Here is a 25,004-nt window from a genome sequence, read left to right as displayed (position 1 = left end):
GTAAAGGACAAGAACGGCACACCGTTCAAATATGGTGCTTGCGGTATTCAAACCGCGCCGGATAGGCGCGGCCAGATCAGGTGCGAGGGCAATTGTATCAAAACAATACGACAAAAAACCAAGCAATTTCTCGAACCCGCTTTATATCAGGCTGCCGTGCCATTTAACAAGGGGTCCAGCTTGCCGGCTTGATCGAGCGCATACAAATCGTCGAATCCGCCCACGTGGGTATCGCCCACATAGATCTGCGGCACCGTGCGGCGGCCCGTGCGTTCCATCATCTTGATGCGCTCTTCCGGGTCGAGGTCGACGCGGATCTTTTGCACGGCCACGCCCTTGGCTTCCAACAGGCGCTCGGCGCGCACGCAATACGGGCACACGGCGGTGCTATACACAATTACTGGTACGGTCATGTCGATTCCTTCAGTTAAAGCCGGCTTATTTCGCCAGCGACAAGGTTTTCAATGGCAAACCCTGCTTTTTCCATTCGTCGAGGCCGCCTTCCAGGCTTGTTGCCTCAGCGAAACCGGCTTTGCCCAGCAGGCCGACGGCGGTTGCCGAACGCGAACCTTTCTGGCAAACCACTACAATGGGGCGCGTTTTGAATTTTTCCAGCTCGCCCAGGCGTTTTGCCAGTTCCGGCAGCGGAATATTTTTTGCGTCAGGCAAGTGGCCCGTGGCGAATTCTTCCGCACTGCGCACGTCGACGATGATGGTCTTGCCACGGTTGATCAGTTGCGTGACTTCCAGCACGGTCGCGCGCTTGCCGCGCATCGACAGCAGTGGCCAGAGGAGGGCGCCGCCGGAAATAATGACGATGGCAAACAGAAAAATGTGGTCGATAATGAATTTCACGTAGGGTCCAATGGTTTAAGTCAATCCGCGCATTATAAAATAGAAGCTGGACGAGGTCTTTTTACGTTTTGCTTTTTTGATTTGAACCCCTTGAGAAGATAGAACTATGTACAAAATCGTTTTCATGCGTCACGGCGAGTCCACCTGGAACCTCGATAACCGCTTCACCGGCTGGACCGACGTCGATCTGACGGAAAAGGGCGTCAACGAAGCCAGGGCCGCCGGCCAGATCCTCAAGCAGGAAGGTTTTACGTTCGACGTGGCCTACACTTCCGTGCTGAAGCGCGCCATCCGCACCCTGTGGCTGGCGCTCGACGAGATGGACATGATGTATCTGCCAATCAAGAACGACTGGCGCTTGAACGAACGCCACTATGGCGCCCTGCAAGGCCTGGACAAGGGCGAGACGGCCGCCAAGTATGGCGATGAGCAAGTACTGGTATGGCGCCGCAGCTACGACACGCCGCCGCCGCCGCTGGCGGAAGACGACGACCGCGCCTCGTTCAACGATCCGCGCTACGCCGGCCTGCCGAAGGCATCGATTCCGCTGACCGAATGCCTGAAAGACACCGTGGCGCGCGTGATGCCGGCCTGGGACGAGGAAATCGCCCCGGCCATCCGCGCCGGCAAGAAAATCATCATCTCGGCCCACGGCAACAGCTTGCGCGCGCTGATCAAGATGCTCGATGGCATCAGCGACAGCGATATCGTCGGCCTGAACATCCCGAATGGCCAGCCGCTCGTGTATGAGCTGGACGCCGACCTGAAACCGATCCGTCATTACTACCTGGGCGACCCGGCAGCGATTGCGGCAGCGCAAGCTGCCGTGGCGAACCAAGGGAAGGCCAAGTAACTTGTCGTCTTTCTTCCGCGGCACAGCCATCGCCCCCTCTGCTGAACGACCCCTGCCGGCGTGGCGCGCCGGTGCCATGCTGTGCCTGGCGCTGCTGCTTTCCAGCGGTGCCGCGCAGGGCGCCAAGCCCACCGAACGCAGCAAGCAGAAGGCGGCCGCGGAAGCACAACGTGCTGGATTGCAACAAAAGCTGACGGCGCTCAAGCGCGACATCAGCCGCACGGAAAGCGCCAAGGATGACGCGGCCGATACCCTGGCCGAGTCGGAAGAGGCCATTTCCAACGCCAACCGCGCCTTGCGCGACCTGGCGCAGGAGCAAAGCGAGACGGGCGTGAAGCTCAACGCGCTGGGGCAGGAGCACCAGCAGCTGACGGCCACGGTCGAGAAACAAAAGACGCAGCTGTCGAAGTTGCTACGTGAACAATATGTCGCCGGCAACGAAGACCGCATCAAGCTGCTCTTGTCGGGCGACAATCCGAACCGCATCAACCGCGACCTGCAATTGATGGCCTATGTGTCGCAGGCGCAGGCGCGCCTGCTGGAAGCCTTGCGCGCCAACTTGCTGGCCGTGGAGAAAAACCAGGCGGACGTGCAGAACGCCAAGGATGAGCTGGAAGAAATCGCGCAGGAAGAGCGCGACCAGAAGGCCCTGCTGGTGCAGGAGAAGGCGCGCCGCGCCGCTTTGCTGACGAGCTTGTCGCAGCGCCTGGTGGCGCAGCGCAAGGAAGTGGGCAATGTCGAGCGCGACGAACAGCGCATGGGCAACCTGGTCGACAAGCTGGCGAAACTGATCGAAGAGCAGGCCGCCGCCGCCGCGGCCGAAAAGAAACGCCAGCAATTGCTGGCCGAACAGCGCGCCGCCGCGAAAGCGGCCGCCGACGCCAAGGTCGCCGCGGAAAAACGCGAACGCCTGCTGGCCGCGCGCGCCAAGGCCGCCCAGGCGCAGGCCGAGCGCGAACGCCTTGCAAAAGAGCAACAAAACAAATCGGGCAAGATCAAGCCGCAGACGCCGCCAGCGCCGCCTGTGAAACTGGAACCGATCGATGACGACGAGCCGCCGCAAGTGGCCAAGGTGGCGCCGAAACCCGAGCCGAAGCCGGAACCGGAGCCGGAACGCCCAAGCCTGGGCCCGGCCGCGCCGGCCGGCGCCTTTGCCAGCATGAAAGGGCAGCTGCGCGCGCCCGTGGCGGGCAAGATCGCCGCCCGCTTCGGCAGCAAGCGCGGTGACGGCCCCAGCTGGAAGGGCGTGTTCATCCGCACAGGAGAGGGCAGCGAGATCCACGCCATCGCCGGCGGCCGTGTCGTGTTTTCCGACTGGCTGCGCGGTTTCGGCAATTTGATCATCGTCGACCATGGCGGCCAGTACATGAGTATTTATGGCAATAACCAGTCCTTGCTGAAACGTGTGGGCGATGCCGTCAAGGGCGGCGACGCCATTGCCAGCGCGGGCAACAGCGGCGGCAACGAGGAATCGGGGCTATACTTTGAATTGCGTCATCAGGGCCGCGCCTTCGACCCCGCCACCTGGGTGAAGTTTTAATTCAGTTCCCACCATTGCTGCGGCAGCGAATTTGTAGATTGCGAAGAATACATGGGTATCAAAGTCAAAAGTATCGGCCTGATCGGTCTGGGCGTCCTGGCCGGCATCGGCATGTCGCTGCAGTTCCCGGCCGTGGCGCAGAAAATCACGAATGCCCCGCTGCCGCTCGACGAGCTGCGCCAGTTGTCCGACGTCTTTGGCCTGATCAAGTCCGATTATGTCGAGAAGGTGGAAGACAAGAAACTCTTGACGGAAGCCATATCCGGCATGGTCTCGTCGCTGGACCCGCACTCCGTGTATCTGGATAAAAATGCCTTCAAGGAAATGCGCGAAAGCGTGCAGGGCAAGTTTGTCGGCATCGGCATCGAAGTGAGCATGGAAGACGGCTACGTGAAGGTCGTCTCGCCCATCGAGGACAGCCCCGCCGCCAAGGCCGGCATCCTGGCGGGCGACTTCATCACCCGCCTCGACAATCTGCCGCTGAAGGGCATGCAGCTGGAAGAAGTCATCAAGAAGATGCGCGGCCAGCCGGGCACCAAGCTGGTGCTGACGATGTCGCGCAAGGGCGAAAGCCGCCCGCTGGTGTTCCCCATCGTGCGCGAGGAAATCCGCGTGCAAAGCGTGAAGGCCAAGATGGTCGCGCCCGGCTATGCCTGGCTGCGCATCGCCCAGTTCCAGGAACCGACCGTCGATGACATGGTCAAAAAGATCAACGCGCTGTATGCGCAAGACCCCAAGCTCAAGGGCCTGGTGCTGGACTTGCGCAACGATCCCGGTGGCGTCGTGCCGGGCGCCATCGGCGTGGCGACAGCATTTCTTCCGGGTAACTCCGTGATCGTTTCCACCAAGGGCCAGTTGCCGGAGTCGCAACAGGTGTTTTATGGCCGCCGCGAATTCTATGCGCCGCCGGGCGCCAAGGCCGACCCGCTGGCCAAGCTGCCGGCCGCGCTGAAAACCGTGCCGCTGGTGGTGCTGGTCAATGCCGGCTCCGCGTCCGCCTCGGAAATCGTCGCCGGCGCCTTGCAGGATTACCAGCGCGCCACCGTCATCGGCACGCAAACGTTCGGCAAGGGTTCCGTGCAAACCTTGCGCCAGATCACGACCGATACGGCCGTCAAGCTGACGACGGCGCGCTACTACACGCCGAAAGGCCGGGCCATCCAGGCGCGCGGCATCGTGCCCGACCTGCTGGTCGATGAAACGGCCGAAGGCGACGGCTGGAACAGCCTGCGCATCCGCGAGGCGGACCTGGAAAAACACCTGAGCAGTAACGACGGCAAGCCGGAAGCGGCCAAGCCGACCATGGAAACCATGCAGTATCAATTGGAAGAAGAGCAGCGCCTGATCGCCACGGCGAAAAAGCGCAAGCCGCTCGAATACGGCGCCAAGGATGATTTCCAGCTGCAACAAGCCTTGAACCACTTCCAGGGCTTGCCGGTGCAGCTGGCGAAGGCCGACGCCAAGGACGAGAAGATCGGCGCCAAGCCGGAAATTGCTTCCGACATCAAGGCGGACGACAAGAAGATTCCGGTGCAAAAACCGTAGTCGCCGCCATGAACGACCATCAACTGCTGCGCTATTCGCGCCACATCCTGCTGGACCAGATCGGCATCGAAGGCCAGCAAGCCTTGCTCGATGCGCACGTGCTGGTGATCGGCGCGGGCGGGCTCGGTTCGCCGGCCGCCATGTACCTGGCCGCCAGCGGCGTCGGCAAGCTGACCCTGGTCGACGACGACACGGTCGACCTGACCAATCTGCAGCGCCAGATCGCCCATACCACGCAGCGCGTGGGCCAGCCGAAAGTGCTGTCGGCACGCGAAACCTTGACCGGCATCAATCCCGAGATTGAAATAATTGCTTTGCAGGAGCGTCTGGACGGCGCGCGCCTAGCCGAACTGGTCTTGTCCGCCACGGTGGTGCTCGACTGCACCGACAACTTCGCCACGCGCCATGCCGTCAACCGCGCCTGCGTGGCGGCCAGGGTGCCGCTGGTGTCGGGCGCCGTGATCCGTTTCGACGGGCAAGTGAGCGTATTCGACCCGCGCGCGGGCACGCAGCCGTGCTATTCCTGCCTGTTTCCGCAGGAGCAGCAGTTCACGGATGAGGCGTGCTCGACCATGGGCGTGTTCGCGCCGCTGGTCGGCGTGGTGGGCGCCATGCAGGCGGCCGAGGCGCTGAAACTCATCATGGGCGTGGGCGAATCGCTGGCCGGACGCCTGCTGCTGCTCGATGGCTTGCACATGGAATGGAGCAGCATGCGCGTGGCGCGCGACCCCGGCTGCGCCGTTTGCGGCGAAGTGGTCTTGCCGGCCTGACAGACGCCGCACAAATTTTTCCCCCATATGACAAGCTTTGTCATATTTCCGCTTTATACTCTGCTCTCATTACTCACCTTCTTCTCTCTTTCATATGCAAAACGCAGCAAACCATCCGATACGCCAGCGCCGCGCGCGCGGCTTCACTTTGATCGAAATCATGGTCGTGGTGGTGATCATGGGCATCCTCGCTTCGCTGGTGGTGCCCAAGCTGATCGCCCGCACGGGCGAGTCGAAAGTGGCGGCGGCGAAAGTCGACATCGCCACCGTGATGCAAGCCTTGAAACTGTACCGCCTAGATAACCAGCGCTACCCGACCACCGAGCAGGGCTTGCAGGCGCTGATCGAGAAACCGACCACGGGACCGGCCGCGAATGGCTGGAAAGCGGGTGGCTACCTGGAAAAGATGCCGAAAGATCCGTGGGGCAATCCCTACCAGTTCCTGTCGCCGGGCGTGAAGGGCGAAGTCGACATCATTTCGCTGGGCGCCGATGGCCAGCCTGGCGGTAGCGGCGACGATGCCGATATCGGCTCGTGGGAACTGTAAGTTTTTCTTTCCATGAACACCATGAGCAGGCGACGCATGGCATGCCGGCAGCGCAGCGGCGGCTTCACGCTGATCGAATTGCTGGTGGTGATGGTCATCATCGGCGTCACCCTGGGCCTGGTGTCGCTGAACGCCATGCCGAATGGCCAGCAAGCCTTGCAAAAGGAAGCCGAGCGCATCGCCCTGCTGCTGCAGCTGGCGCGCGATGAAGCCATCGTGCGCAGCCGGCAGGTGGCGTTCGAGGCTGACGAAAATCAATACCGTTTCCTGGTCCTCAATGAAAAGCTGTGGCAACCCGTGACGCAGGACGATTTGCTGCGCGAGCGCAGCTTCAGCAACACGCCCATGCTGCTCAGCGTGCAGCCCTCGAACAGCGTGGCCCAGCCGCTGCGCATCATCTTCGGCCGCGAACCGGTCGACAAGCCTTTCGTGCTGACCCTGGCCAGCGGCGAACGCAGCGTGGCCATCCGCGCCGACGGCATCGGCCATTTTACGGTCGAGCAATGATGCGGCTCCCACGTCATGGCCGCCAGCGCGGCTCGCAGTCCGGCTTCACCTTGCTGGAAGTCCTGGTCGCCCTCGTCATCGTCGGCACGGCCCTGGGCGCCTCGCTGCGCGCCGTGGGCAGCCTGACGCAGAACAGCGATGGCTTGCGCAGCGCCATGATGGCCACCTGGTCGGCGGAAAACCACCTGGTGCGATTGCGCCTGGCAAAAACCTTCCCGCAGACGGGCAAGCGCACGGTCGATTGCCCGCAGGGTGACTTAAAACTCATCTGTGAGGAAGAAGTGGTGGCCACGCCGAATCCCCGCATCCGCCAAGTGCGCGTCAACGTATATGACGTGCAATACCCGGCCCGGCGCATCGTGCGTCTGGTCTTGCTTTCTTTTAACGACTGATGGCGCGCCGCAAGCTTTCCACCGCTGGTTTCACTCTGATCGAGCTGCTCGTGGCGATCGGCATCCTGGCCATGGTCGCCGTGCTGGGCTGGCGTGGCCTGGACAGCATCGTGCGTTCGCGCGAAGTGCTGACCAGCCAGCTGAACCAGGCGCGCGGCATGCAGCTGGCGTTTGCCCAGATGCAGAGCGATTGCGACCACCTGGCCGGCGCCGGCCAGAACAACAACCTGCTGAATGGCCGCACCAACCTGTCGGCGGAAAATGACCGCCTGACCCTGGTGCGCCTGGCCGCATCGGAGCAGGAGCCGCAACAGTTGCAAGTGGTCACTTACCGCCTGCGCGGCGGCGTGCTGACGCGGCGCGAGTCGAACGGCACGCGCGACCTGGCCGTGCTCGACACCCTGTGGCAGGCGGCGCGCGACGATACCGATACTTCCAGCGCCGACGTGGCCCTGATGCGCGGCGTCGACAGCATGGTCATGCGCGGGCAAAAGCGTCAAAATTCTCCGAATCCCGAGTGGATCACCATGCTTGCCGGCACAAAAACAGATGATTTTGTCGGCCTGGAAGTGACCCTGCAGATGCCGGGCCAGGATGCGGGCCTGTCCAAAGTCTTTTTACTGGGGCCGGGATGAAGCCGTTCATTCATCCAGCGCGCCAGCGCGGCGTGGCCGTCATCACGGCATTGCTGCTGACGGCGCTGGCCATTACCGTCGTCGCCAGCCTGTTCTGGCAGCAGCAGGTGCAAGTGCGCTCGATGGAAAACCAGCGCCTGCGCCTGCAGACGCAGTGGGCCATGCGCGGCATGGTCGATTTTGCCCGCTTCTGGTTGCGCCAGGACAATCCCACGCTGACGGCGCTCGACGGCGTGTGGGCCACGCCCATCGAGGAAGCGCGGCTCGACGATTATGTGGACCGCGAAAAGGTCGATACGGAAAAATTCGACGCCACCGTCTCGGGCCGCGCCCTCGATGCGCAGGCGCGTTTCAATATTACCAACCTGGTGGACGCCACGGGCCCCATCAATCCGAAGCAGGTGCTGGCTTACCAGCGTCTGCTGTCGAACCTGCAGCTCGACAGCGGCCTGGCGCAGGCGACGGCCGATGCCGTGCTGCGCGCGAAGCCGAAACCGCGCGCCGTGGATGGCGGCAGCGACGGCAAGACGCCCGCCGCCACGCCCGCATCGGGCGGCAGCAGCGAGCCGGTGGCGTTTACGCAGGTCGAGGATTTGCTGGCCGTGCCCGGCTACACGCCGCAAATGATCGAGAAACTGCGCGATTTCATCATCGTCTTGCCGGAATTGACGCCGGTCAACGTGAATACGGCCCCGGCCGAGGTGCTGGCGGCCGTGACGATGATGTCGCTGTCCGAGGCCAGCGCCTTGACGTTGAGCAATCCGCGTAAAAAGTTTGTCGATAAGTTAAATTTCCAGAATAATATTAATGCTGCACTGATTGAAGGCGTGGAACTTGATGTGAAGAGCCGTTACTTCCTCACGGTCATCCGCGTGCGGCTGGATCGCGCCGCCCTCGATGCCGTGGCGCTCGTCAATCGAAAAATGGATCCGCAGCGCACCACCAGCCTGGTCTGGTTGCGGGAAAATTAACCCCTGAAAGCGAGTCACTTTGACAACTTTGTACATCCGCCACCCGGCCAAGGCATCCACCGACGGCGCCCCTGCCTGCTCCTTCGTGCTGGCCGGCGACGGCGGCGCCTTGCTGCAGCAAGGCAGCGCGGCGCTGGGCAGCCTGGGCCAGCTGATCGCCGGCGCGAAGCAGGTGGTGCTGCTGCTGGCGGCGGCCGACGTGACTTTGCTGCGCCTGAAAATGCCGCCGCTGGCCGGTGCCCGCCTGCGCGCGGCCCTGCCGGGCCTGGTGGAAGAACATATTCTTGGCGACGCCCAGGATTGCCTGCTGGCCGCCGGAGCGCCCGACGCTGCCGGCATGCGCACGGTGGCCGTGGCGCAGCGCGCCTGGGCCGAGGTGCTCGTGAAAGCCTTGCTGGCGCAGGGCGCGCGCAAGGTGGCGCTGCTGCCGTCGCAGCTGTGCCTGCCCCTGCAGCCGGGCAGCGTGACGGCTTCCCTGCAAGCGGCCGGCGATGGCCTGGAGCTGGCCTTGCGCCAGGCGCCGCAGGAAGGGCTGGGCCTGGTCTTGCCTTTGCTGCCGCAGCAGGCGCTGCTGACGACGCGCGCATTTGCCGGCGACGTGCCCCTGACGGTCTACGTGGCGCAGGCCGAGCTTGCGCAATATCAAGAGTTGGCCGCCGGCATGGACGGCGTGACGCTGGAACCGGATCACTGGGCGCACTGGATCGCCGGCGCCCGTGGCGCGGGGCTGGACCTGGCTCCCGCGCTGGGCACGGCGACGGGATCGGCCACCGAATGGCGCCGCTGGCGCTGGCCCATCCGTCTGGCGCTGCTGGCCGTGGTCGTCAACCTTGCCGGCATGAATATCGAATGGATGCGCCTGAAGCGCGAGGCGGCCACCGTGCGCACCTCGATGCAGCAAACCTTCAAGGCCGCATATCCGAACGAAGCGCCCGTGTATGGCCTGGAAGCGGAGCAGATGCGGCGCAATATCGCCGCCGCCCGCCTGCAGGGCGGGCAAGCGAGCATGGATGATTTTACGAGCATGAGCGCGGCGCTGGGCGAGGCGCTGGGCGGCCTGGCCGGGCGCGGCGTGGTGGCGTCGCTGGAATACCGCGAGCGCAGCCTGATCGTCCGGCTGAAACCGGACATGGTCGACGCCAGCGCCCAGGCGCAGGTGCGCGACGGCCTGGCCGCGCGCAAGCTGGCCTTGAATGAAACGGCGCCGGGCGTGTGGAAGATCACGCCGGCCACGGGAGCAAAAGCATGAGTGCAGCAGTGAACAAGGCGCGCGCCGCGCTGGTGGGCCAGCAACAGGCCGTGCAGGCTTTCTGGACCGAGCGCACGCCGCAGGAGCGCAAGCTCTTGACCCTCGGCGGCGTGGTGGCGGGCCTGGCCCTTGTCTACGCCGTGTTCTTCGAGCCGGCCTGGACGGGCCGTATCGCCTTGCAAAAGAGCTTGCCCGAGCTGCGCCAGAACGCGGCCCAGCTGCAGGCGCTGGCGCGTGAGGCGGGCGAACTGGCGCGCCAGGCACCCGTGCAGGTGGCACCCATGAGCCGTGACAGCCTCGACGCCTCGCTGAAAGCGCGCGGCCTGGCGCCGCAATCGCTGTCGCTGACGGGAGAGTACGCGCGCGTGCAGCTGAATGGCGTGCCGTTTGCCAGCGTCATGCTGTGGCTGGACGGCTTGCGCCGCGAAGGCCGCATCGCCGTGCAGGAAGCGAAGATCACGGCGCAGGGCAAGGCGGGGCTCGTCGATGCCAGCCTGACCCTGCACCAGAGCCCGGGCGCGGCGCGATGAGGCGCTTGCTCGGCTGGCTGCTGGCCATCATCGTCAGCGTCTGCGTCACCCTGCTGGTGTTTTTCCCGGCCGGCTGGGTGGCCAGTCTCGTGGAAAAGCAGACGGGCGGGCGTTTGACCTTGGGCGACGCGCAAGGTACCCTGTGGCGCGGCTCGGCCTTTATCGGCGGGGCGGCCAGCGCGAACGGCGCCGTGACGCCGCTGCTGCCGGGGCGTTTCAGCTGGCGCATTTCGCCGTCGGTGCTGTGGGGCGCGGCGGACGTGGAGCTGCAGAACCCGCAGGCGCTGTCGCAGCCGGTCAACCTGCGCGGCTCGTGGTCGCACTGGCAAGTGAGCCCGGCGGCCCTGCTGCTGCCGGCCGATGGCCTGGGAGGCCTCGGTGCACCGTTAAATACCGTGGCGCCGACGGGCAGCATGCGCCTGTCGTGGAGTACGCTGGAACTGGCTTTGGAGCAGCGGCAGTTTTCCGCCGTCGGCCGCACCACCTTGCAGATGACGGACATGGCGTCGCGCCTGTCGTCCCTGCGTCCGCTGGGCAGCTACGAGCTCGATTTCGATTGGCAGGGGCAGCAGGCGACGTTGACCTTGCGCTCCATCAAAGGACCGCTGCTGCTCGACGGCAGCGGCAGCCTGAATCAGGGGCGCATGCAGTTTTCCGGCCAGGCCCAGGCCGCAGCAGGATATGAAGAGACCTTGGCGAGTTTGTTGAATTTGCTGGGACAGCGCCGTAGCAATAGCGAAAAAAACATCATCGCCTTAGAGTTCAGACAATGAAAAAACCATCCGTGAGCCCAATTACCTCCTCCTTCTCGCTGCGCCGCCTGTCGGCTGCCGCCTTGCTGTGCTGTTCCGTGGCTGGCATGCCGGCGCCCGTCTGGGCCGCGCCCGGCGATGAAGCGGCGCTCAACTTCGTCGGCGCCGACATCGAATCGGTGATCAAGGCGGTGGGCCATTACACCAACATCAATTTCGTCATCGACCCGCGCGTCAAGGGCACGATCACGCTGGTGTCGGAAAAATCGATCAGCAAGACGCAAGCCTTCGCGCTGCTGGCCTCCGCGCTGCGCCTGCAGGGCTACGCGGTGGTCTCCGGCGACGGCTATGCCAAGGTGGTGCCGGAAGCGGACGCCAAGCTGCAATCCGTGCCGACCCAGGTGGGCAACGGCGCCAGCCAGGTGAAGGGCGACCAGATCGCCACCCAGGTGTTTTACCTGAACTACGAGTCGTCGGCCAACCTGCTGGCCGTGCTGCGCCCGCTGATTTCGCCAAACAACACGATCAACGCCAACCCGGGCAACAACTCGCTGGTGATCACCGACTACGCGGATAACCTCAAGCGCCTGGCGAAGATCATCGCCGCGCTCGACGTGCCCGCCTCGACGGACCTGGACGTGATCCCCGTGCGCTATGCGATCGCTTCCGACCTGGCCTCGATGGTGAACAAACTGATGGAGGGCGGGAATGCGGGCGGCGCCGCAGGGGCCGACGCGGGCAAGGTCTCCGTGCTGGCCGACCCGCGCACCAATTCGCTGGTGCTGCGCGCGCCGTCGGCGGCGCGCGCCAACCTGGCCAAGTCGCTGATCTCGAAACTGGACCAGCCCACCACGCAGCTGGGCAACGTGCACGTGGTGTACCTCAAAAATGCGGACGCCACCAAACTGGCGCAAACCCTGCGTTCGGTGGTGACGTCGGACGGCACGGCCGCCACGGCGCAGCAGGGCGTCGGCAACCAGAATACGAACAACCAGATCAGCCAGAACAACAGCGGCATGAGCAGCACTGGCCTTGGCGGCAATACGCAGAGCGGCACCACGGGTGGCGCTTCGCTGAGCAACGGGCCGCAGCAGCTGTCCTCGGGCGGCGCGGCAGGCTTCATCCAGGCCGACGCTTCCACCAATACCCTGATCCTGACGTGCAACGAAGCCGTCTACCGCAACCTGCGCGCCGTGATCGACCAGCTCGACGTGCGCCGCGCCCAGGTCTACATCGAGGCGCTGATCGTCGAAGTGACGTCGGCCAAGGCCTCCGAGTTCGGCGTGCAATGGCTGGGGCTGTCCGGCGACAGCAGCAGCAGTTACCGCGTGGGCGCGCTGCAGTCGTTCGCCGGCGGCACCGACAACAATATCGCCAAGCTGGCGCTGGGCGGCGGCAAGGTGCTGCCGACGGGCGGCCTGACCCTGGGTATCTTCAAGCAGATCAACGGCGCGCTGGGCCTGGGCGCCGTGGCGCATGCGCTGGAATCGGACGGCAACGCCAACATCCTGTCGACGCCGAACCTGATCACCCTGGACAACGAGCTGGCGACCATCAAGGTGGGCCAGAACGTGCCTATCCTGACGGGCCAGTACACCAGCACGGCCGGCACCAACACGAACCCGTTCCAGACCATCGACCGCAAGGAAGTGGGCCTGACCCTGAAGGTGCGCCCGCAGATTTCCGAGGGCGGCACCATCAAGCTGGGCATCTATCACGAGACGTCGAGCGTGGACAAATCCACGTCGACGGCCGTCAGCGGCATCACCATCAACAACCGCGTGATCGAAAACAATGTGCTGGCCGACGATGGCCAGATCATCGTGTTGGGTGGCCTGATCGAGGACAGCACGGGCGACAACGCGGAGAAGGTGCGCGGCCTGGGCGACATCCCCCTGATCGGCAACCTGTTCAAGTACCAGACGCGCGAGCGCAAGAAAACGAATTTGATGATCTTCCTGCGCCCTGTGATCGTGCGCAACAAGGAGCAGAGCGGCAGCCTGGCGGCCGACCGCTACGACTACATGCGTTCGGCCGAGACGGCTGCCGTGCCGGCGTCGGGCAACCTGATGCTGAAAGACCTGGGCACGCCGGTGCTGCCGGCCCTGCAGGATGGCCAGCCCGTGGGCGGCAGCATGGTGACGCGCCCCGTGCCGCCGGCGCCGGTGCCGCCGCCAGGCGCGCCGGCCAACGCGGCCACGCCGCCGCAGTCGCTGCTGCAGCAGTATCAGCAACAGCCGCAGCAGCCGCAGAAGTGATGGGACAGTCATGAGTAATCTGCTTCCCTACGCCTACGCGCGCGATTTCGGCTTGCTGGCCCGGCCCGGCGCCGTCGACGGCGCCCCCGTCGAGGTGCTGGTGGCCGCATCGACGGCGCCGGCGGCGATTGCCGAAGTGTCGCGCCGTTTCGGCCAGATTCAATTGACGGTGCTGCCGCGCGGCGACCTCGACGCGGCCATTGCCGGCGCCTACGCGGGCGGCGGCGGCGACGCGTCGCAGATGGCCGATGAATTCGACGCCGACCTGGATCTGACCAAGCTGCTGCAGGACGTGCCGGCCATCGAGGACTTGCTCGAATCGTCCGACGACGCGCCCGTCATCCGCATGATCAACGCCTTGCTCACGCAGGCGCTGCGCGAAGGCGCGTCCGATATCCACATCGAGCCGTTCGAGCAGACCTCCGTCGTGCGTTTCCGCATCGACGGCAGCCTGCGCGACGTGGTGCGCCCCCGTAAAGCCATCCACGGTTCGCTGATTTCGCGCATCAAGATCATGGCGCAGCTCGACATCGCGGAAAAACGCTTGCCGCAGGACGGCCGCATCACCCTGCGCGTGGGTGGAAAACCCGTCGACGTGCGCGTCTCGACCCTGCCCACCGGGCATGGCGAACGGGCCGTGCTGCGTTTGCTGGACAAGGAAGCGGGCCGCCTCGACCTGCAGCACCTGGGCATGAGCGCGCCCATGCTGGGGCAGTTCGATGGCCTGATCACGCAGCCGCACGGCATCGTGCTCGTCACGGGCCCCACCGGCTCGGGCAAGACGACGACTTTATACGCGGCGCTGTCGATGCTCAACGCGACGACGACGAACATCCTGACGGTGGAAGACCCGATCGAGTACGACCTGGCCGGCGTCGGCCAGACGCAGGTCAATCCGCGCATCGACATGACATTTGCCAAGGCGCTGCGGGCGATTTTGCGGCAAGATCCTGATGTGATCATGATCGGCGAGATCCGCGACCTGGAAACGGCGCAGATCGCCGTGCAGGCTTCGCTGACGGGCCATCTGGTGCTGGCGACCCTGCACACGAACGATGCGTCGGCCGCCGTCACGCGTTTGCTCGACATGGGCATCGAGCCCTTCCTGCTGTCGTCGTCCCTGCTCGGCGTGCTGGCGCAGCGTCTGGTGCGCAAATTGTGCGGCGCGTGCAAGACCTTCGATGGCGAGTACTGGCAGGCGGTCGGCTGCGAGCATTGCGGCCAGACGGGCTACCAGGGCCGCGTCGGCGTGTACGAGTTGCTGCGCACGACGGAGCAGATCCGCGCGCAGATCCACAACCGGGCGTCGGAGGCGGAAGTGCGCGCCGCGGCCCTGCAGGACGGCATGACGAGCATGCGCGACGACGGCGAACGCTGGCTGCGCGACGGCACCACCACGCAAGCCGAGTTGCTGCGCGTGACCAAAGACTAGGCCCGCCACCATGCCCGCATTCCGCTATGAAGCCGTCGACGCCCAGGGCGCCACCCGCAAGGGCGTGCTCAATGCCGACAGTCCCCGTTCCGCGCGCGCCGAATTGCGCGTGCAAGGCCTGGTGCCGCTGGCCGTCGAGCCGATTGCCGCGCAGGTCGATGCCGCTGGCGTGACCAGGCGGCGCGGCTTCGGCGAGCGCCTGTCGAGCACCGAGCTGGCCCTGTTTACGCGCCAGCTGGCCAGTTTGCTCGAAGCGGGCCTGCCGCTGGAGCAGGCGTTTTCCGCGCTGCTGGAACAGGCCGAGCGGCCCTACCTGCGCGACCTGATCGCCTCGATCCGTTCGGAAGTGATCGGCGGCGCCGCATTTTCCGACGTGCTGGCGCGCCATCCGCGCGATTTCGCGGAAATTTACCGGGCGCTGGTGGCGTCGGGCGAACAGATCGGCCATCTGTCGCGCGTGCTGTCGCGCCTGGCCGACTATATCGAGCGGCGCAACGCACTGGTGCAGAAGGTCAAGCTGGCCTTTACGTATCCGGCCATCGTCACGGTGGTGGCGTTTTCCATCGTCATTTTCCTGCTCACCTATGTGGTGCCGCAGATCGTTTCCGTGTTCGCCAATACCAAGCAAAAGCTGCCCATGCTGACGGTGATCATGCTGGCGCTGTCGGACTTCGTGCGCAACTACGGCATCGTCGTGGCGATCGCCATCGCCGGCGCCTGGTTCGCCTGGCGCCGCGCCCTGCAGCAGCCGGCGCTGAAGCGGCGCTGGCATACCTGGCTGCTGACGGCGCCCCTGTACGGCAAGTTCGAGCGCAGCCTGAATACGGCGCGCTTTGCCAGCACCCTGGCCATCACCACGGGATCCGGCGTGCCGATCCTGCGCGCGCTCGACACCAGCCGCGACACCTTGACCAACGTGGCGATGCAGGAACTGGTACAGGAAGCCAGCGGCGCCGTGCGCGAGGGCGTGAGCCTGGCGCGCGCGCTGTCGGCGCAAAAGCATTTTCCGCCGATGCTGATCCACATGATACGCGCCGGTGAAATCACGGGCGAGCTGCCGGCCATGCTGGAACGCGCCGCCAGCGCGCAGGAGCAGGACCTGGAGCGCCGCACGCTGACCATCGCCGGCCTGCTGGAGCCGGCCCTGATCCTGGCCATGGGCGTGGTGGTGCTGCTGATCGTGCTGGCCGTATTGATGCCGATTATCGAGATTAATCAGCTGGTGCGTTAAGAGACATATCAAGGAAACCATGAAGCGTTTGCCCCACTTTGTAAGTCTGCTCGCCGTCGTGGCGCTGTCCGTCTCGCTGGCCTACTGGGCCATGCAGCTGTTCAAGGCGCCGCAACGCCCCATCAATCCTCCCCCCGTGCCGGTGGTGCAGGATGCCAGCGTGGAGGCGGGCGCCTCGCTGTTCGGCGGCCAGGTCAGCGTGGCCACGGCCAGCAACTACCAGCTCAAGGGCGTGGTCGCCGCCGGCAATGGCCGCGGCAGCGTGGCCATCATCTCGACCGATGGCAAGCCCTCCGTGGCGCTGCCCGAGGGCGCCGAGGTGGTACCCGGCGTGACGGTGCTGGAAGTGCATGCGCGCCACGTGCTGCTGCGCGATGGCGGCGTGAGCAAGCGCATCGACCTGGTGGCCGACGACAAGGCGCTGGCTTTGCCGGGGCAGGTGTCCGCCACCCCAATGCCGGCCGCGGCCCCCGCGCCGGCAACGAACCTGGTGCCGCCGCCGCTGCCGATGGAGCAGCAGCGTCCGGCGGCCATGATGCCGGCGCCGCAGGTGAGCAGCGTGCCGCCGCCGTCGAATTAAGCCCGTTCTTATCGTATTTTGCCGGTGGCGCCGTGCCGCCATCGCTACAGGAGTCTTCATGTTCTCGATCCGTGCCGTCCTGGCGGGCTGCGTGGCGGCGCTGTGCGCCTTGCCGCCGGCTGCCGCAGCCGACGTTCCCGCTGTCACCGCCGCCACCACCTCCACCTCCGCTGCCGTCCCCGCGACTGCGCGCCCGCGCATCGCGCTGGTGCTATCGGGCGGAGGCGCGCGCGGCCTGGCGCACATCGGCGTGCTGAAAGTGCTCAAGGAGCTGCATGTACCGATCGACATGGTGGTCGGCACCAGCATGGGCGGCGTGGTGGGCGGCGCGTATGCGGCCGGCGCTTCCGTGGCGGACCTGGAAAAGATGGCGCGCGAGACCAACTGGGCGCGCGTGGTGGCCGACCGGCCGCCGCGCGACGAACTGGCGTTCCGCCGCCGCGAGGAAGATTTATTGCTGCCGTCGCGCATCGAATTCGGCACCAGCCGCAACGGCATTTCCACGCCGCCGGCCGCGGCCAGCAACGCGGCGCTGGAAATGGCGCTGAACCGCCTGCTGCCGGCCGGCATGCGAGACCGCCCCGCCAGCCAGCTGCCGCTGCCCTTCCGCTCAGTGGCGTCCGACCTGGTCAATGGCGAGCTGGTGGAGCTGGTCGACACGCCCTTGTTCCTGTCGATGCGTGCCTCGCTGGCCGTGCCGGGCGTGTTCGCCCCCGTGCGCGTCAACAACCGCCTGGTGGTCGACGGAGGCCTGGTGCGCAACCTGCCCGTCGACATGGCGCGCGCCATGGGCGCCGACATCATCATCGCCGTCAACGTGGGCACGCCGCTGGCGCCGGAAAAAGAGCTGGGCAGCGCCATCGGCGTGGCGCAGCAGATGCTGCAGATTCTCACGGAGCAGAACGTGCAGCGTTCCCTCAAGGAGCTGCAGCCGCAGGACATCCTGGTGGCGCCGGATTTGACGGGCGTCAGTTTCCTCGACTTCGAAAACTATGCGCGCGCCATGCGCGCCGGCGAACAGGCGGCGCAGGCGCTGGCCGCCCGCCTGGCGCCGCTGGCCCTGCCGCCGGAACAGTATGCGGCGCGCGAGGAGCTGCGCCTGGCGGCGCCGGCGCTGCTGGACGTGGCCTTGCCGCTCACGCGCCTGGCCGTGGAGAGCGAAGGCGATATCAACCCGCGCATCCTGCAGGCGCAATCGGGCCTGGTGGAAGGGCAGGCCGTCAGCCAGGAAGATGTGCTCAAGGCGGCGGCCAGGCTGTATGGCCGCGGCGACGTGGCGCGCGTGGAGACGGAAGTGGTCGATGCCGGCGACCAGCGCGCCGTCACCATCAAGGCGGTCGAAGCGCCGTGGGCCAGCAGCCGCCTGCGCGTGGGCCTGGAAATGGCCAGCGATTTCAGAGACAGCAATACCTTTGCCCTGAAGCTGCTGCATGTGCGCTCGAATCTGAACAGCTGGGGCGGTGAATTGCGCAGCATGGTGCAGATCGGCACGGCGCGCAACTTCGGGGTGCAGTACTGGCAGCCGCTGGGCGCCGGCAACCCATGGTATATCGCGCCATCGCTGCAGTACACCTCCCAGGCGGTCGACCTGTTCGACAAGGGACGGCGCAATGCGCGCGTCGCCTACAGCGGCCAGGGCGCCAGCCTGGTGCTGGGGCGCCAGTTCGGTTTCTGGGGCGATCTGCAGTTCGGCATCACGCGCAGCGAAGTCAAGGCGGACGTCAGCATCCCCGCCGACCCGAGCTACCCCAAGGAGCGGGCGCTGGGCACCAACCAGTTCGTCCAGTTCCGCGTTGATACGCTCGATTCGCCCGGCTTCCCCACGCGCGGCGTGCTGTTCGACGCTACCTGGACGCGCTCCGCGACCACCGGGACGGGCGAGCCGGGTCTGGGGCGTTCCGCCATCACGGGCTTGAAGGCGTTCGGCAGCGGCAACTGGGCCGGCCACGTGTATGGCGAATGGGCGCGCGCGCAACGGGGCGAGGCACCGCTTAGCCTCGGGGGCTTCTTGCGCCTGTCCGGCACGCAGTTCGAGTCGGTGACGGGGCGCAGCGTGGCCCTGGCGCGCTTCGTGATGGCGCGCCGCATCGGCTCCCTGCCCAGCACCCTGGGTGGCGCCGTGCGGGCCGGCTTTTCGCTGGAAATGGGCGGCGGCTTCGATCAGAGCGAGCGCTGGAAAGCCACCAAGTTCACGCAGGCCAGCAGCGCCTTCATTTCCGTCGATACGCGCTTCGGCCCCGTGTACGTGGCCTCGGGCGCATCGAAGGGCGGCGAGAGCACGCTTTACCTGTTCCTGGGCCCCGTCTGGTAAGGAGCGCCCGGCGCGGCGGGGGCCGTGCTGCGGCGCAGGGCCGTGAAGGCGGCAAATTCCCATGAGCGAAAGCCCAGCAGCAGGGTAAAGCCGTCGCGCTCGACTGGAGCCAGGCGCCGGTCGTTCTGGTGCAGGCGCGCCAGTTCCTCGGCCAGCTGGCGGATCTTTTGCACCAGCTCCTGCGCGCTCGACAGCGACAGGCGCGCGGGGATGCACATCAGGGTTTCGCCGGCGCCGTCAAAATGCCCGCTGAAATAATCGGCCACCACGTGTTCGCGGAAGTACAGCTGCACGGGACCGTCGGCCAGCCAGTGGAAGGCGTTCGAGACGCGCAGGCTGTAGCGGTTCAGCGGCTTGAGTTCGATCAAGCCCAGGCGGTCCAGTTCGGCCAGGCAGCCGATGCATTCGGCCTGCGTCAGCGCATACGTTTCCACCACCTGCTCCAGGCTCCAGTGGCCGAGGCAGCAGATCGCCACCAGCAGCAGGCGTGGATGCGCCACCAGCGACTTTTCCTGCACCAGGGTGAGCGTGTCGGCATGCGGCGTGATGTCGGCCGCGCCGCGCAGCACGTCTTCCATGGCGATGCCGGAAGCCTTGCAGATCAGGGCCAGGCGCGACAGCGACATGTCGTGCTGGCCAAACATGCGCTTGACGCTCGACTCGCTCATGGCGATGCGTTCGGCCAGCACCTTATAGGTGATGCCGGCGGCGCGCAGTTGGGTGCGCAGCACGCGCAAAACCAGTTCAGGTGAACTCACGGGATATCCTTTTTTACAAGTTTGGTAGCGGATGACGGTACCGAATGTAGCCCTTAACGGCACTTTGCACAAGGTGATAGTACTTCCCGGCAAAAGAGATGACACTCCCGCTTGTGGCTCGCACGGCGCGCTACAACCAGGCATTCATCCACTTGTAGAGGTTATCCATGTTCTCCAAATTTCATTTTCCAGCAGCGCTGCTGGCGCTGGCCGCCATCGCTCCTCTGCATGCCGCGGCGGCCGAACCGGCGCCGGGCCCCTTCTATGCGGGCGCCAGCTATGGCTTTCGCGCCAGCAGCGGCCTCGATTGCGTGCCAGGACAAGGCGCTTGCGACAAAAGCAGCAAGCGCAACGGCAAGGCCTACCTGGGTTACAGTTTCGACGCGCTGCCGTTTCAGGGCGGCGTGGCCCTGCCTTCAGTTGAGCTGGTGGGGTATCTGGGCGGGGAAGTCAAATCCGGCTTCGACACGGGCGCCGGCAAGGTTGCCGGCCGCGGCAAGTTCAGCGGCCTCGGCATGCAAGGCGTGCTCGCCTACCAGTTCGACGCCTTCAGCCTGAGCGGACGCGCCGGTGCGGCCTACACACAGGGCAAGGTCGACTATCTGGGTGGCGGTTCGGACAAAAAGGACAAGATCGGCTTGATCTATGGCGTCGGCGCGGCGTATGCGCTGAACCGGAACTGGTCGCTGCACCTGGACTGGGACCGCGTGCCGGTCAAGTACAGCAGCAAGCAAACGACCAAGGTCGACATGTTTTCGCTGGGCGCGTCCTACCGTTTCTAAGGGGATGATGCTGCGGCACAGAGTGGCCTGATGGCGGACGCCCCCAAGGGGTGTCCGCGGGCGGCCTATTTGTCCGCTTCTACTTTCAACAGCAGTTTCGCCAGCAGGCGTTTTTCCTGCTGGCGCTGGCCCGACACGGTTTTCACGTGCGCCCCGGCGGCGCGCTGCAGGGCGGCCGTGGCGACCGGGTTGCGCGGTTTTTGCGAGGGTTCGACGCGGAACTGCATTTTCTGCCGCGTCGCCAAGGCCTTGTTTGCCATCGGTTTCCCCCTTCTTTCTTACAGCACGTAGCGCGACAGGTCCTCGTTGACCGACAGCGCTTCCAGGCGTTCGTTGACGTACGCGGCATCGATCACCAGCACATTTTCCGTCGTGCTGCTGCCTTCGCTGGCCGTAAACGACACTTCTTCCAGCAGTTTTTCCATCACCGTGTGCAGCCGGCGCGCGCCGATGTTTTCCGTGCGCTCGTTCACCGAGTAGGCGATTTCCGCCAGGCGCGTGATGCCTTCCGGCGCGAATTGCAGTTTCAGGTTTTCCGTCGCCAGCAGGGCTTCGTATTGCATCGTCAGGCAGGCGTCGGTGCTCGTCAGAATGCGTTCGAAATCCGCAATCGACAGCGATTCCAACTCCACGCGGATGGGGAAGCGTCCTTGCAGTTCCGGGATCAGGTCCGACGGTTTCGACAGGTGGAAGGCGCCCGAGGCGATGAACAGGATGTGATCCGTGCGGATCATGCCATATTTCGTGTTGACGGTCGTGCCCTCGACCAGCGGCAGCAGGTCGCGCTGCACGCCGGCGCGCGAGACGTCGGCGCCGCCCGATTCCGAGCGCGAGGCGATCTTGTCGATTTCATCGAGGAAGACGATGCCGTTCTGCTCGACGTTCTGGATGGCCTTCTGTTTCAGTTCATCTTCGTTGAGCAGCTTGGCCGCTTCTTCCTCGACCAGCAATTTGAGCGCTTCGCGGATCTTGACCTTGCGCGCCTTCTTGCGCTGCCCGCCCACGCCCGAGAACATGGACTTGATCTGCTCCGTCATTTCTTCCATGCCCGGCGGCGCCATGATTTCCATCTGCGGACCCGCCTCGGCCAGCTCGATCTCGATTTCCTTGTCATCGAGCTCGCCCTGGCGCAAGCGCTTGCGGAAGGTCTGGCGCGTGCTGTCGCCGCTGCCGCCCGTGTCCACGGCCGCCGCCGTATTCGGCGTGAAGCCGAAGTCGCGCGCCGGCGGCACGAGGATGTCGATGACGCGGTCTTCGGCCGCATCTTCGGCGCGTGCGCGCACTTTCTTCATTTCCAGCGCGCGCGTCTGCTTGATGCCGATGTCGATCAGGTCGCGGATGATGGTGTCGACGTCGCGCCCCACATAACCGACTTCCGTGAACTTGGTCGCTTCGATCTTGATGAACGGCGCCTCGGCCAGCTTGGCTAGGCGGCGTGCGATTTCCGTCTTGCCGACGCCCGTGGGGCCGATCATGAGGATGTTCTTGGGCGTGATTTCATGGCGCAGGGGCTCGGCCACCTGCTGGCGGCGCCAGCGGTTGCGCAGGGCGATGGCGACGGCGCGCTTGGCCTTGGCCTGGCCCACCACGTGCTTGTCGAGTTCGGTAACGATTTCCGACGGGGTCATGTTCATGATCATAGTTGGCTTTCTGTATTCTTTGCTTGGGCGCGCTTGGCGCTTAATCGAGAGTCTCGATAATGTGCGACATGTTGGTATAAATGCACAGCTCGGCGGCGATGGTCAGCGACTTCTTGACCACCTCGGCCGGCGACAAGTCCGTGTTTTCCTGCAGCGCCTTGGCGGCCGACTGGGCATAGGTGCCGCCCGAGCCGATGGCGCCGATGCCGTCTTCCGGTTCCAGCACGTCGCCATTGCCCGTGATGACCAGGGTCGACTCGCTGTCGGCCACCAGCAGCATCGCTTCCAGGCGGCGCAGCACGCGGTCGGTGCGCCAGTCCTTGGCCAGTTCGACGGAGGCGCGCAGCAGATTGCCCTGGTGTTTTTCCAGCTTGCCTTCGAAGCGGTCGAGCAGCGTAAAAGCGTCGGCGGTGCCGCCGGCAAAGCCGACCAGGACCTTGCCCTGATACAACTTACGCACTTTGCGGGCCGTGCCCTTCATGACGATGTTGCCCAGCGTGACCTGGCCGTCGCCGCCCAGGGCGACTTGCTTGCCGCGCCGGACGCAGAGGATGGTGGTGCCGTGAAATTGTTCCATAGTGACCTCAAAAGATTCGTGCCGATGCGTGCAAGGCCATGCGATTGCGCGCCCATGCCTCAAAAGTGGGGATGGAAAAGGCAATTGCAAGCGGCACTTGCCTTTGCCGCGCTCGCTTCAGTGTAGTCGGCGCGGGACGAAAAAAAAGCACGCAACCGAAGGTCGCGTGCTTTTTTATTCGCCATCGCGGGCCGCCGGGGCGGCCGCGCAAGGGGAGGGCGATCAGTCGCCGTACAGCTTTTGTTTCAGTTCGCGCCGTTGCTGGGCTTCCAGCGACAGGGTGGCGGTCGGACGGGCGATCAGGCGCGGGATGCCGATAGGCTCGCCCGTTTCTTCGCACCAGCCATAGTCGCCGGCGTCGATGCTGGCGATCGATTGCTGCACTTTCTTCAGCAATTTGCGCTCGCGGTCGCGCGTGCGCAGTTCCAGCGCATGCTCTTCCTCGATGGTGGCGCGGTCGGCCGGATCCGGTACGAGCACGGTTTCACGCAAGTGTTCCGTGGTTTCGCCGGCGTTTTTCAGCAGGTCTTTCTCGAGCTGCTGCAGGCGCGCCTTGAAGAATGCCAGTTGTGCCGGATTCATGTAGTCATCTTCGCTCATGGCGCGAATTTGCTCTTCGCTGATGAGAGGGATGTCTTGGTTGGCGGCCGGGGTCGATTTATTAGTTTTGGTCATAACTTCGCTTACCTTCGATACGACAGAGTTTTCAAATTGATCAGTTGATGCGGCGATGCCGAGCAACTGTACAGGTTCCGCTGGGCATTGCTGTCCGGATGTACTGCGTGCGACCTTGGCTTGCCGGCGGCGGCCAGGACTACCGGCCGGCTATATTTGCCATGTTGATAACTTTTTACCGCTCTATGCCAGTCGCGCTCTGCGCGCGACAACGGGCGTGTTGGGTGGATCGGTTGCATGCCTGGCATGCGGCCAGCGGCAGTTTGCCAGCATTTCATGACAGGCGAACGACATGGGCCGTTTTCGTCGCTGATTTTGGCACGCTTTGCCTTATATTGCCATCCCGATTTGTTGACTAGCCGATCAGAAACGGCCACTTGTTGGTTTATACCAGCAAGATCGGTGTCGGACAGCGGGAAAGCGTGCTTAACTTTCCCTTTTGTTTCTGCTTTGCAACGGATACTTTGCAAAACCCGGCTAGTTTATACCAAACATTGTTCGAGTCCGCGAATAAAAATGTCTTTTGGTAGATTCTTGCCAATAAATACCATTTTGCTGCCGCGCACTTCATTCTCGCCCCATTTGGCGCCCAGGTCGCTGCCCATCAACTGATGCACGCCCTGGAACACCACCTTGCGCTCGGCGCCCTGCATCAGCAGCACACCCTTGTAGCGCAGCATGCGCGGGCCATACACTTGCACCAGGCCGCCGAGGAACTCGTCGAGCTTGGCGCTGTCGAACGGTTGCGTGCTCTTGAAAACAAAGGCGGCGATATCGTCGCTGTGCTGCGCATGGTGGTGGTCGGCATGGCCGCAGTCGGTGGCGCAGGCGTCGCTGTGCTCATGTGCGTGCTCATGTGCGTGTTTATGGCCGTGCTCATGCGCTTTGTCGTGTGCATGGTCGTGATCATGCACGTGCGCCGTTTCCGTCGCCAGGAAATCCGGGTCCAGTTCCAGCTTTTCATTCAGGTTGAAACCGCGGATGTCGAGCACCTCGGCCAGCGGCGCGCGGCCAAAATCGACCTTGCCGATGGGGGCGCGGGGATTGATGCGTTTCAAACGGCGCGTCAGCGCGGCCACGTCGTCTTCACTGACGAGGTCAGTTTTCGACAGCAGCAGCTTGTCGGCGAAGCCCACTTGCCGCTGGGCTTCCTCGTATTCGTCTAGTTGCTTCATGGCATGGCGGGCATCGACCACCGTGAGAATGGCGTCGAGCATGTAGTGGCTGCCCACTTCTTCGTCGACAAAGAAGGTTTGCGCCACGGGGCCGGGATTGGCCAGGCCCGTCGTTTCGATGACGACGCGGTCGAACGCCAGCAGGCCGGCGTCGCGCTTGCGCGCCAGTTCCGTCAAGCCCACGATCAGGTCGCCGCGCACGGTGCAGCAGATGCAGCCGTTGTTCATTTCGATAATGTGCTCGTTGCTGTCCTGCACCAGGATCTCGTTATCGATGTTTTCCTGGCCAAATTCGTTTTCGATCACGGCGATGCGCATGCCATGCTCTTCCCGCAGTATGCGGTTGAGCAAGGTGGTTTTGCCGGCGCCCAGGAAACCGGTGAGGATGGTGGTTGGAATCAGTGCCATGAGATGCCTATGCTGTAATCGGTGGTGCCGC

The 25,004-nt window shown here is 64.5% G+C and carries 26 protein-coding genes; 18 read left to right on the top strand and 8 right to left on the bottom strand.

The genetic code is table 11. The features are described 5' to 3' along the window. Positions 1-146: 146 nt before the first annotated feature. A complete protein-coding gene (gene grxC, locus AC07X6_RS10070; protein ID WP_070220900.1) occupies positions 147-413 on the bottom strand; it encodes a glutaredoxin 3 in 267 nt (88 codons plus the stop codon). A gap of 25 nt (positions 414-438) precedes the next feature. Next, complete coding sequence (locus AC07X6_RS10065) at positions 439-855, bottom strand: rhodanese-like domain-containing protein (protein ID WP_046681994.1); 417 nt, start codon at positions 853-855, stop codon at positions 439-441. Between the two features lie 106 nt (positions 856-961). On the opposite strand from AC07X6_RS10065, the gene gpmA reads away from it, so the two are divergent. The 17 genes from gpmA to AC07X6_RS09980 all read left to right on the top strand — a co-directional run bounded on the left by gpmA (position 962) and on the right by AC07X6_RS09980 (position 18,958). Then, a complete protein-coding gene (gene gpmA / locus AC07X6_RS10060; RefSeq protein ID WP_230540261.1) occupies positions 962-1,708 on the top strand; it encodes a 2,3-diphosphoglycerate-dependent phosphoglycerate mutase in 747 nt (248 codons plus the stop codon). A 76-nt stretch (positions 1,709-1,784) separates the two neighbouring features. Then, positions 1,785-3,248, top strand: a complete 1,464-nt coding sequence (locus AC07X6_RS10055; RefSeq protein WP_494790972.1) for a murein hydrolase activator EnvC family protein — start codon at positions 1,785-1,787, stop codon at positions 3,246-3,248. A gap of 51 nt (positions 3,249-3,299) precedes the next feature. Further along, complete coding sequence (locus AC07X6_RS10050; RefSeq protein WP_494790860.1) at positions 3,300-4,793, top strand: S41 family peptidase; 1,494 nt, start codon at positions 3,300-3,302, stop codon at positions 4,791-4,793. Positions 4,794-4,801: 8 nt separating this feature from the next. Then, complete coding sequence (locus AC07X6_RS10045; RefSeq protein ID WP_474294117.1) at positions 4,802-5,563, top strand: HesA/MoeB/ThiF family protein; 762 nt, start codon at positions 4,802-4,804, stop codon at positions 5,561-5,563. A 94-nt stretch (positions 5,564-5,657) separates the two neighbouring features. Beyond that, entirely contained in the window at positions 5,658-6,110 is a 453-nt protein-coding gene (gene gspG / locus AC07X6_RS10040) for a type II secretion system major pseudopilin GspG (RefSeq protein ID WP_035823835.1), read from the top strand. A gap of 36 nt (positions 6,111-6,146) precedes the next feature. Then, a complete protein-coding gene (locus tag AC07X6_RS10035; RefSeq protein WP_230540264.1) occupies positions 6,147-6,617 on the top strand; it encodes a GspH/FimT family pseudopilin in 471 nt (156 codons plus the stop codon). Beyond that, on the top strand, positions 6,617-7,009 hold the full coding sequence (gene gspI / locus AC07X6_RS10030) for a type II secretion system minor pseudopilin GspI (RefSeq protein ID WP_494790859.1): 393 nt from the start codon (positions 6,617-6,619) through the stop codon (positions 7,007-7,009). The genes AC07X6_RS10035 and gspI overlap by 1 nt, the downstream gene beginning before the upstream one ends. Then, positions 7,009-7,644 (top strand): PulJ/GspJ family protein, encoded by a 636-nt coding sequence (locus AC07X6_RS10025; RefSeq protein WP_494790858.1) that lies wholly within the window; start codon positions 7,009-7,011, stop codon positions 7,642-7,644. The genes gspI and AC07X6_RS10025 overlap by 1 nt, the downstream gene beginning before the upstream one ends. Beyond that, positions 7,641-8,615: a type II secretion system minor pseudopilin GspK gene (gene gspK, locus AC07X6_RS10020; protein WP_474294123.1), complete on the top strand. Its 975-nt coding sequence runs from the start codon at positions 7,641-7,643 to the stop codon at positions 8,613-8,615. The genes AC07X6_RS10025 and gspK overlap by 4 nt, the downstream gene beginning before the upstream one ends. 19 nt (positions 8,616-8,634) lie before the next feature. Further along, entirely contained in the window at positions 8,635-9,864 is a 1,230-nt protein-coding gene (gspL, locus tag AC07X6_RS10015; RefSeq protein ID WP_494790857.1) for a type II secretion system protein GspL, read from the top strand. Next, positions 9,861-10,394, top strand: a complete 534-nt coding sequence (locus AC07X6_RS10010; RefSeq protein WP_494790856.1) for a type II secretion system protein M — start codon at positions 9,861-9,863, stop codon at positions 10,392-10,394. Before gspL ends, AC07X6_RS10010 begins: the two co-directional genes overlap by 4 nt. Further along, positions 10,391-11,167 carry a type II secretion system protein N gene (locus tag AC07X6_RS10005; RefSeq protein ID WP_474294131.1) on the top strand — a complete coding sequence of 259 codons (777 nt, stop codon included), beginning with the start codon at positions 10,391-10,393 and terminating at the stop codon, positions 11,165-11,167. The genes AC07X6_RS10010 and AC07X6_RS10005 overlap by 4 nt, the downstream gene beginning before the upstream one ends. Beyond that, positions 11,164-13,404: a type II secretion system secretin GspD gene (gspD, locus tag AC07X6_RS10000; protein WP_230540270.1), complete on the top strand. Its 2,241-nt coding sequence runs from the start codon at positions 11,164-11,166 to the stop codon at positions 13,402-13,404. The genes AC07X6_RS10005 and gspD overlap by 4 nt, the downstream gene beginning before the upstream one ends. Before the next feature lie 10 nt (positions 13,405-13,414). Further along, complete coding sequence (gene gspE / locus AC07X6_RS09995; protein ID WP_494790855.1) at positions 13,415-14,836, top strand: type II secretion system ATPase GspE; 1,422 nt, start codon at positions 13,415-13,417, stop codon at positions 14,834-14,836. Between the two features lie 10 nt (positions 14,837-14,846). Then, positions 14,847-16,067 carry a type II secretion system inner membrane protein GspF gene (gene gspF / locus AC07X6_RS09990; RefSeq protein WP_230540272.1) on the top strand — a complete coding sequence of 407 codons (1,221 nt, stop codon included), beginning with the start codon at positions 14,847-14,849 and terminating at the stop codon, positions 16,065-16,067. Between the two features lie 19 nt (positions 16,068-16,086). Next, complete coding sequence (locus AC07X6_RS09985; protein WP_230540273.1) at positions 16,087-16,647, top strand: type II secretion system protein N; 561 nt, start codon at positions 16,087-16,089, stop codon at positions 16,645-16,647. Between the two features lie 58 nt (positions 16,648-16,705). Beyond that, the gene (locus AC07X6_RS09980; RefSeq protein WP_494790854.1) at positions 16,706-18,958 is read left to right on the top strand and encodes a patatin-like phospholipase family protein; all 2,253 of its coding nucleotides are present in this window, start codon (positions 16,706-16,708) and stop codon (positions 18,956-18,958) included. Here the strand turns inward: AC07X6_RS09980 and AC07X6_RS09975 are convergent. Beyond that, complete coding sequence (locus tag AC07X6_RS09975) at positions 18,931-19,716, bottom strand: helix-turn-helix domain-containing protein (RefSeq protein ID WP_230540275.1); 786 nt, start codon at positions 19,714-19,716, stop codon at positions 18,931-18,933. The genes AC07X6_RS09980 and AC07X6_RS09975 overlap by 28 nt on opposite strands. A 167-nt stretch (positions 19,717-19,883) precedes the next feature. On the opposite strand from AC07X6_RS09975, the gene AC07X6_RS09970 reads away from it, so the two are divergent. Further along, complete coding sequence (locus AC07X6_RS09970) at positions 19,884-20,498, top strand: outer membrane protein (protein WP_474294137.1); 615 nt, start codon at positions 19,884-19,886, stop codon at positions 20,496-20,498. A gap of 65 nt (positions 20,499-20,563) precedes the next feature. Here the strand turns inward: AC07X6_RS09970 and AC07X6_RS09965 are convergent, their stop codons facing one another. The 5 genes from AC07X6_RS09965 to AC07X6_RS09945 all read right to left on the bottom strand — a co-directional run bounded on the left by AC07X6_RS09965 (position 20,564) and on the right by AC07X6_RS09945 (position 24,973). Next, positions 20,564-20,758, bottom strand: a complete 195-nt coding sequence (locus AC07X6_RS09965; RefSeq protein ID WP_230540277.1) for a hypothetical protein — start codon at positions 20,756-20,758, stop codon at positions 20,564-20,566. Positions 20,759-20,776: 18 nt separating this feature from the next. Beyond that, positions 20,777-22,132, bottom strand: coding sequence for an ATP-dependent protease ATPase subunit HslU (gene hslU / locus AC07X6_RS09960; RefSeq protein WP_494790853.1), 1,356 nt, complete (start codon positions 22,130-22,132; stop codon positions 20,777-20,779). A 46-nt stretch (positions 22,133-22,178) separates the two neighbouring features. After that, positions 22,179-22,715 (bottom strand): ATP-dependent protease subunit HslV, encoded by a 537-nt coding sequence (gene hslV / locus AC07X6_RS09955; protein WP_010394217.1) that lies wholly within the window; start codon positions 22,713-22,715, stop codon positions 22,179-22,181. 222 nt (positions 22,716-22,937) lie between these two features. Continuing rightward, on the bottom strand, positions 22,938-23,390 hold the full coding sequence (gene dksA / locus AC07X6_RS09950; protein WP_076565074.1) for an RNA polymerase-binding protein DksA: 453 nt from the start codon (positions 23,388-23,390) through the stop codon (positions 22,938-22,940). A gap of 482 nt (positions 23,391-23,872) precedes the next feature. Then, positions 23,873-24,973 (bottom strand): CobW family GTP-binding protein, encoded by a 1,101-nt coding sequence (locus tag AC07X6_RS09945; RefSeq protein WP_494790852.1) that lies wholly within the window; start codon positions 24,971-24,973, stop codon positions 23,873-23,875. Positions 24,974-25,004: the final 31 nt, after the last annotated feature.

The organism is Janthinobacterium sp. GW460-12-1-14-LB5, assembly GCF_059423585.1.
The sequence above is the reverse complement of the archived record's forward strand: the minus strand, read 5'-3'. Positions and strand labels throughout refer to the sequence as shown.

Bases quoted from the DNA above. Each gene is read 5' to 3' on its own strand.
- grxC (WP_070220900.1), bottom strand. From the start codon at position 413: ATGACCGTACCAGTAATTGTGTATAGCACCGCCGTGTGCCCGTATTGC.
- gpmA (WP_230540261.1), top strand. From the start codon at position 962: ATGTACAAAATCGTTTTCATGCGTCACGGCGAGTCCACCTGGAACCTC.
- AC07X6_RS10055 (WP_494790972.1), top strand. From the start codon at position 1,785: ATGCTGTGCCTGGCGCTGCTGCTTTCCAGCGGTGCCGCGCAGGGCGCC.
- AC07X6_RS10050 (WP_494790860.1), top strand. From the start codon at position 3,300: ATGGGTATCAAAGTCAAAAGTATCGGCCTGATCGGTCTGGGCGTCCTG.
- AC07X6_RS10045 (WP_474294117.1), top strand. From the start codon at position 4,802: ATGAACGACCATCAACTGCTGCGCTATTCGCGCCACATCCTGCTGGAC.
- gspG (WP_035823835.1), top strand. From the start codon at position 5,658: ATGCAAAACGCAGCAAACCATCCGATACGCCAGCGCCGCGCGCGCGGC.
- AC07X6_RS10035 (WP_230540264.1), top strand. From the start codon at position 6,147: ATGGCATGCCGGCAGCGCAGCGGCGGCTTCACGCTGATCGAATTGCTG.
- gspI (WP_494790859.1), top strand. From the start codon at position 6,617: ATGCGGCTCCCACGTCATGGCCGCCAGCGCGGCTCGCAGTCCGGCTTC.
- AC07X6_RS10025 (WP_494790858.1), top strand. From the start codon at position 7,009: ATGGCGCGCCGCAAGCTTTCCACCGCTGGTTTCACTCTGATCGAGCTG.
- gspK (WP_474294123.1), top strand. From the start codon at position 7,641: ATGAAGCCGTTCATTCATCCAGCGCGCCAGCGCGGCGTGGCCGTCATC.
- AC07X6_RS10010 (WP_494790856.1), top strand. From the start codon at position 9,861: ATGAGTGCAGCAGTGAACAAGGCGCGCGCCGCGCTGGTGGGCCAGCAA.
- AC07X6_RS10005 (WP_474294131.1), top strand. From the start codon at position 10,391: ATGAGGCGCTTGCTCGGCTGGCTGCTGGCCATCATCGTCAGCGTCTGC.
- gspD (WP_230540270.1), top strand. From the start codon at position 11,164: ATGAAAAAACCATCCGTGAGCCCAATTACCTCCTCCTTCTCGCTGCGC.
- gspE (WP_494790855.1), top strand. From the start codon at position 13,415: ATGAGTAATCTGCTTCCCTACGCCTACGCGCGCGATTTCGGCTTGCTG.
- gspF (WP_230540272.1), top strand. From the start codon at position 14,847: ATGCCCGCATTCCGCTATGAAGCCGTCGACGCCCAGGGCGCCACCCGC.
- AC07X6_RS09985 (WP_230540273.1), top strand. From the start codon at position 16,087: ATGAAGCGTTTGCCCCACTTTGTAAGTCTGCTCGCCGTCGTGGCGCTG.
- AC07X6_RS09980 (WP_494790854.1), top strand. From the start codon at position 16,706: ATGTTCTCGATCCGTGCCGTCCTGGCGGGCTGCGTGGCGGCGCTGTGC.
- AC07X6_RS09970 (WP_474294137.1), top strand. From the start codon at position 19,884: ATGTTCTCCAAATTTCATTTTCCAGCAGCGCTGCTGGCGCTGGCCGCC.
- AC07X6_RS09965 (WP_230540277.1), bottom strand. From the start codon at position 20,758: ATGGCAAACAAGGCCTTGGCGACGCGGCAGAAAATGCAGTTCCGCGTC.
- hslU (WP_494790853.1), bottom strand. From the start codon at position 22,132: ATGAACATGACCCCGTCGGAAATCGTTACCGAACTCGACAAGCACGTG.
- hslV (WP_010394217.1), bottom strand. From the start codon at position 22,715: ATGGAACAATTTCACGGCACCACCATCCTCTGCGTCCGGCGCGGCAAG.
- dksA (WP_076565074.1), bottom strand. From the start codon at position 23,390: ATGACCAAAACTAATAAATCGACCCCGGCCGCCAACCAAGACATCCCT.
- AC07X6_RS09945 (WP_494790852.1), bottom strand. From the start codon at position 24,973: ATGGCACTGATTCCAACCACCATCCTCACCGGTTTCCTGGGCGCCGGC.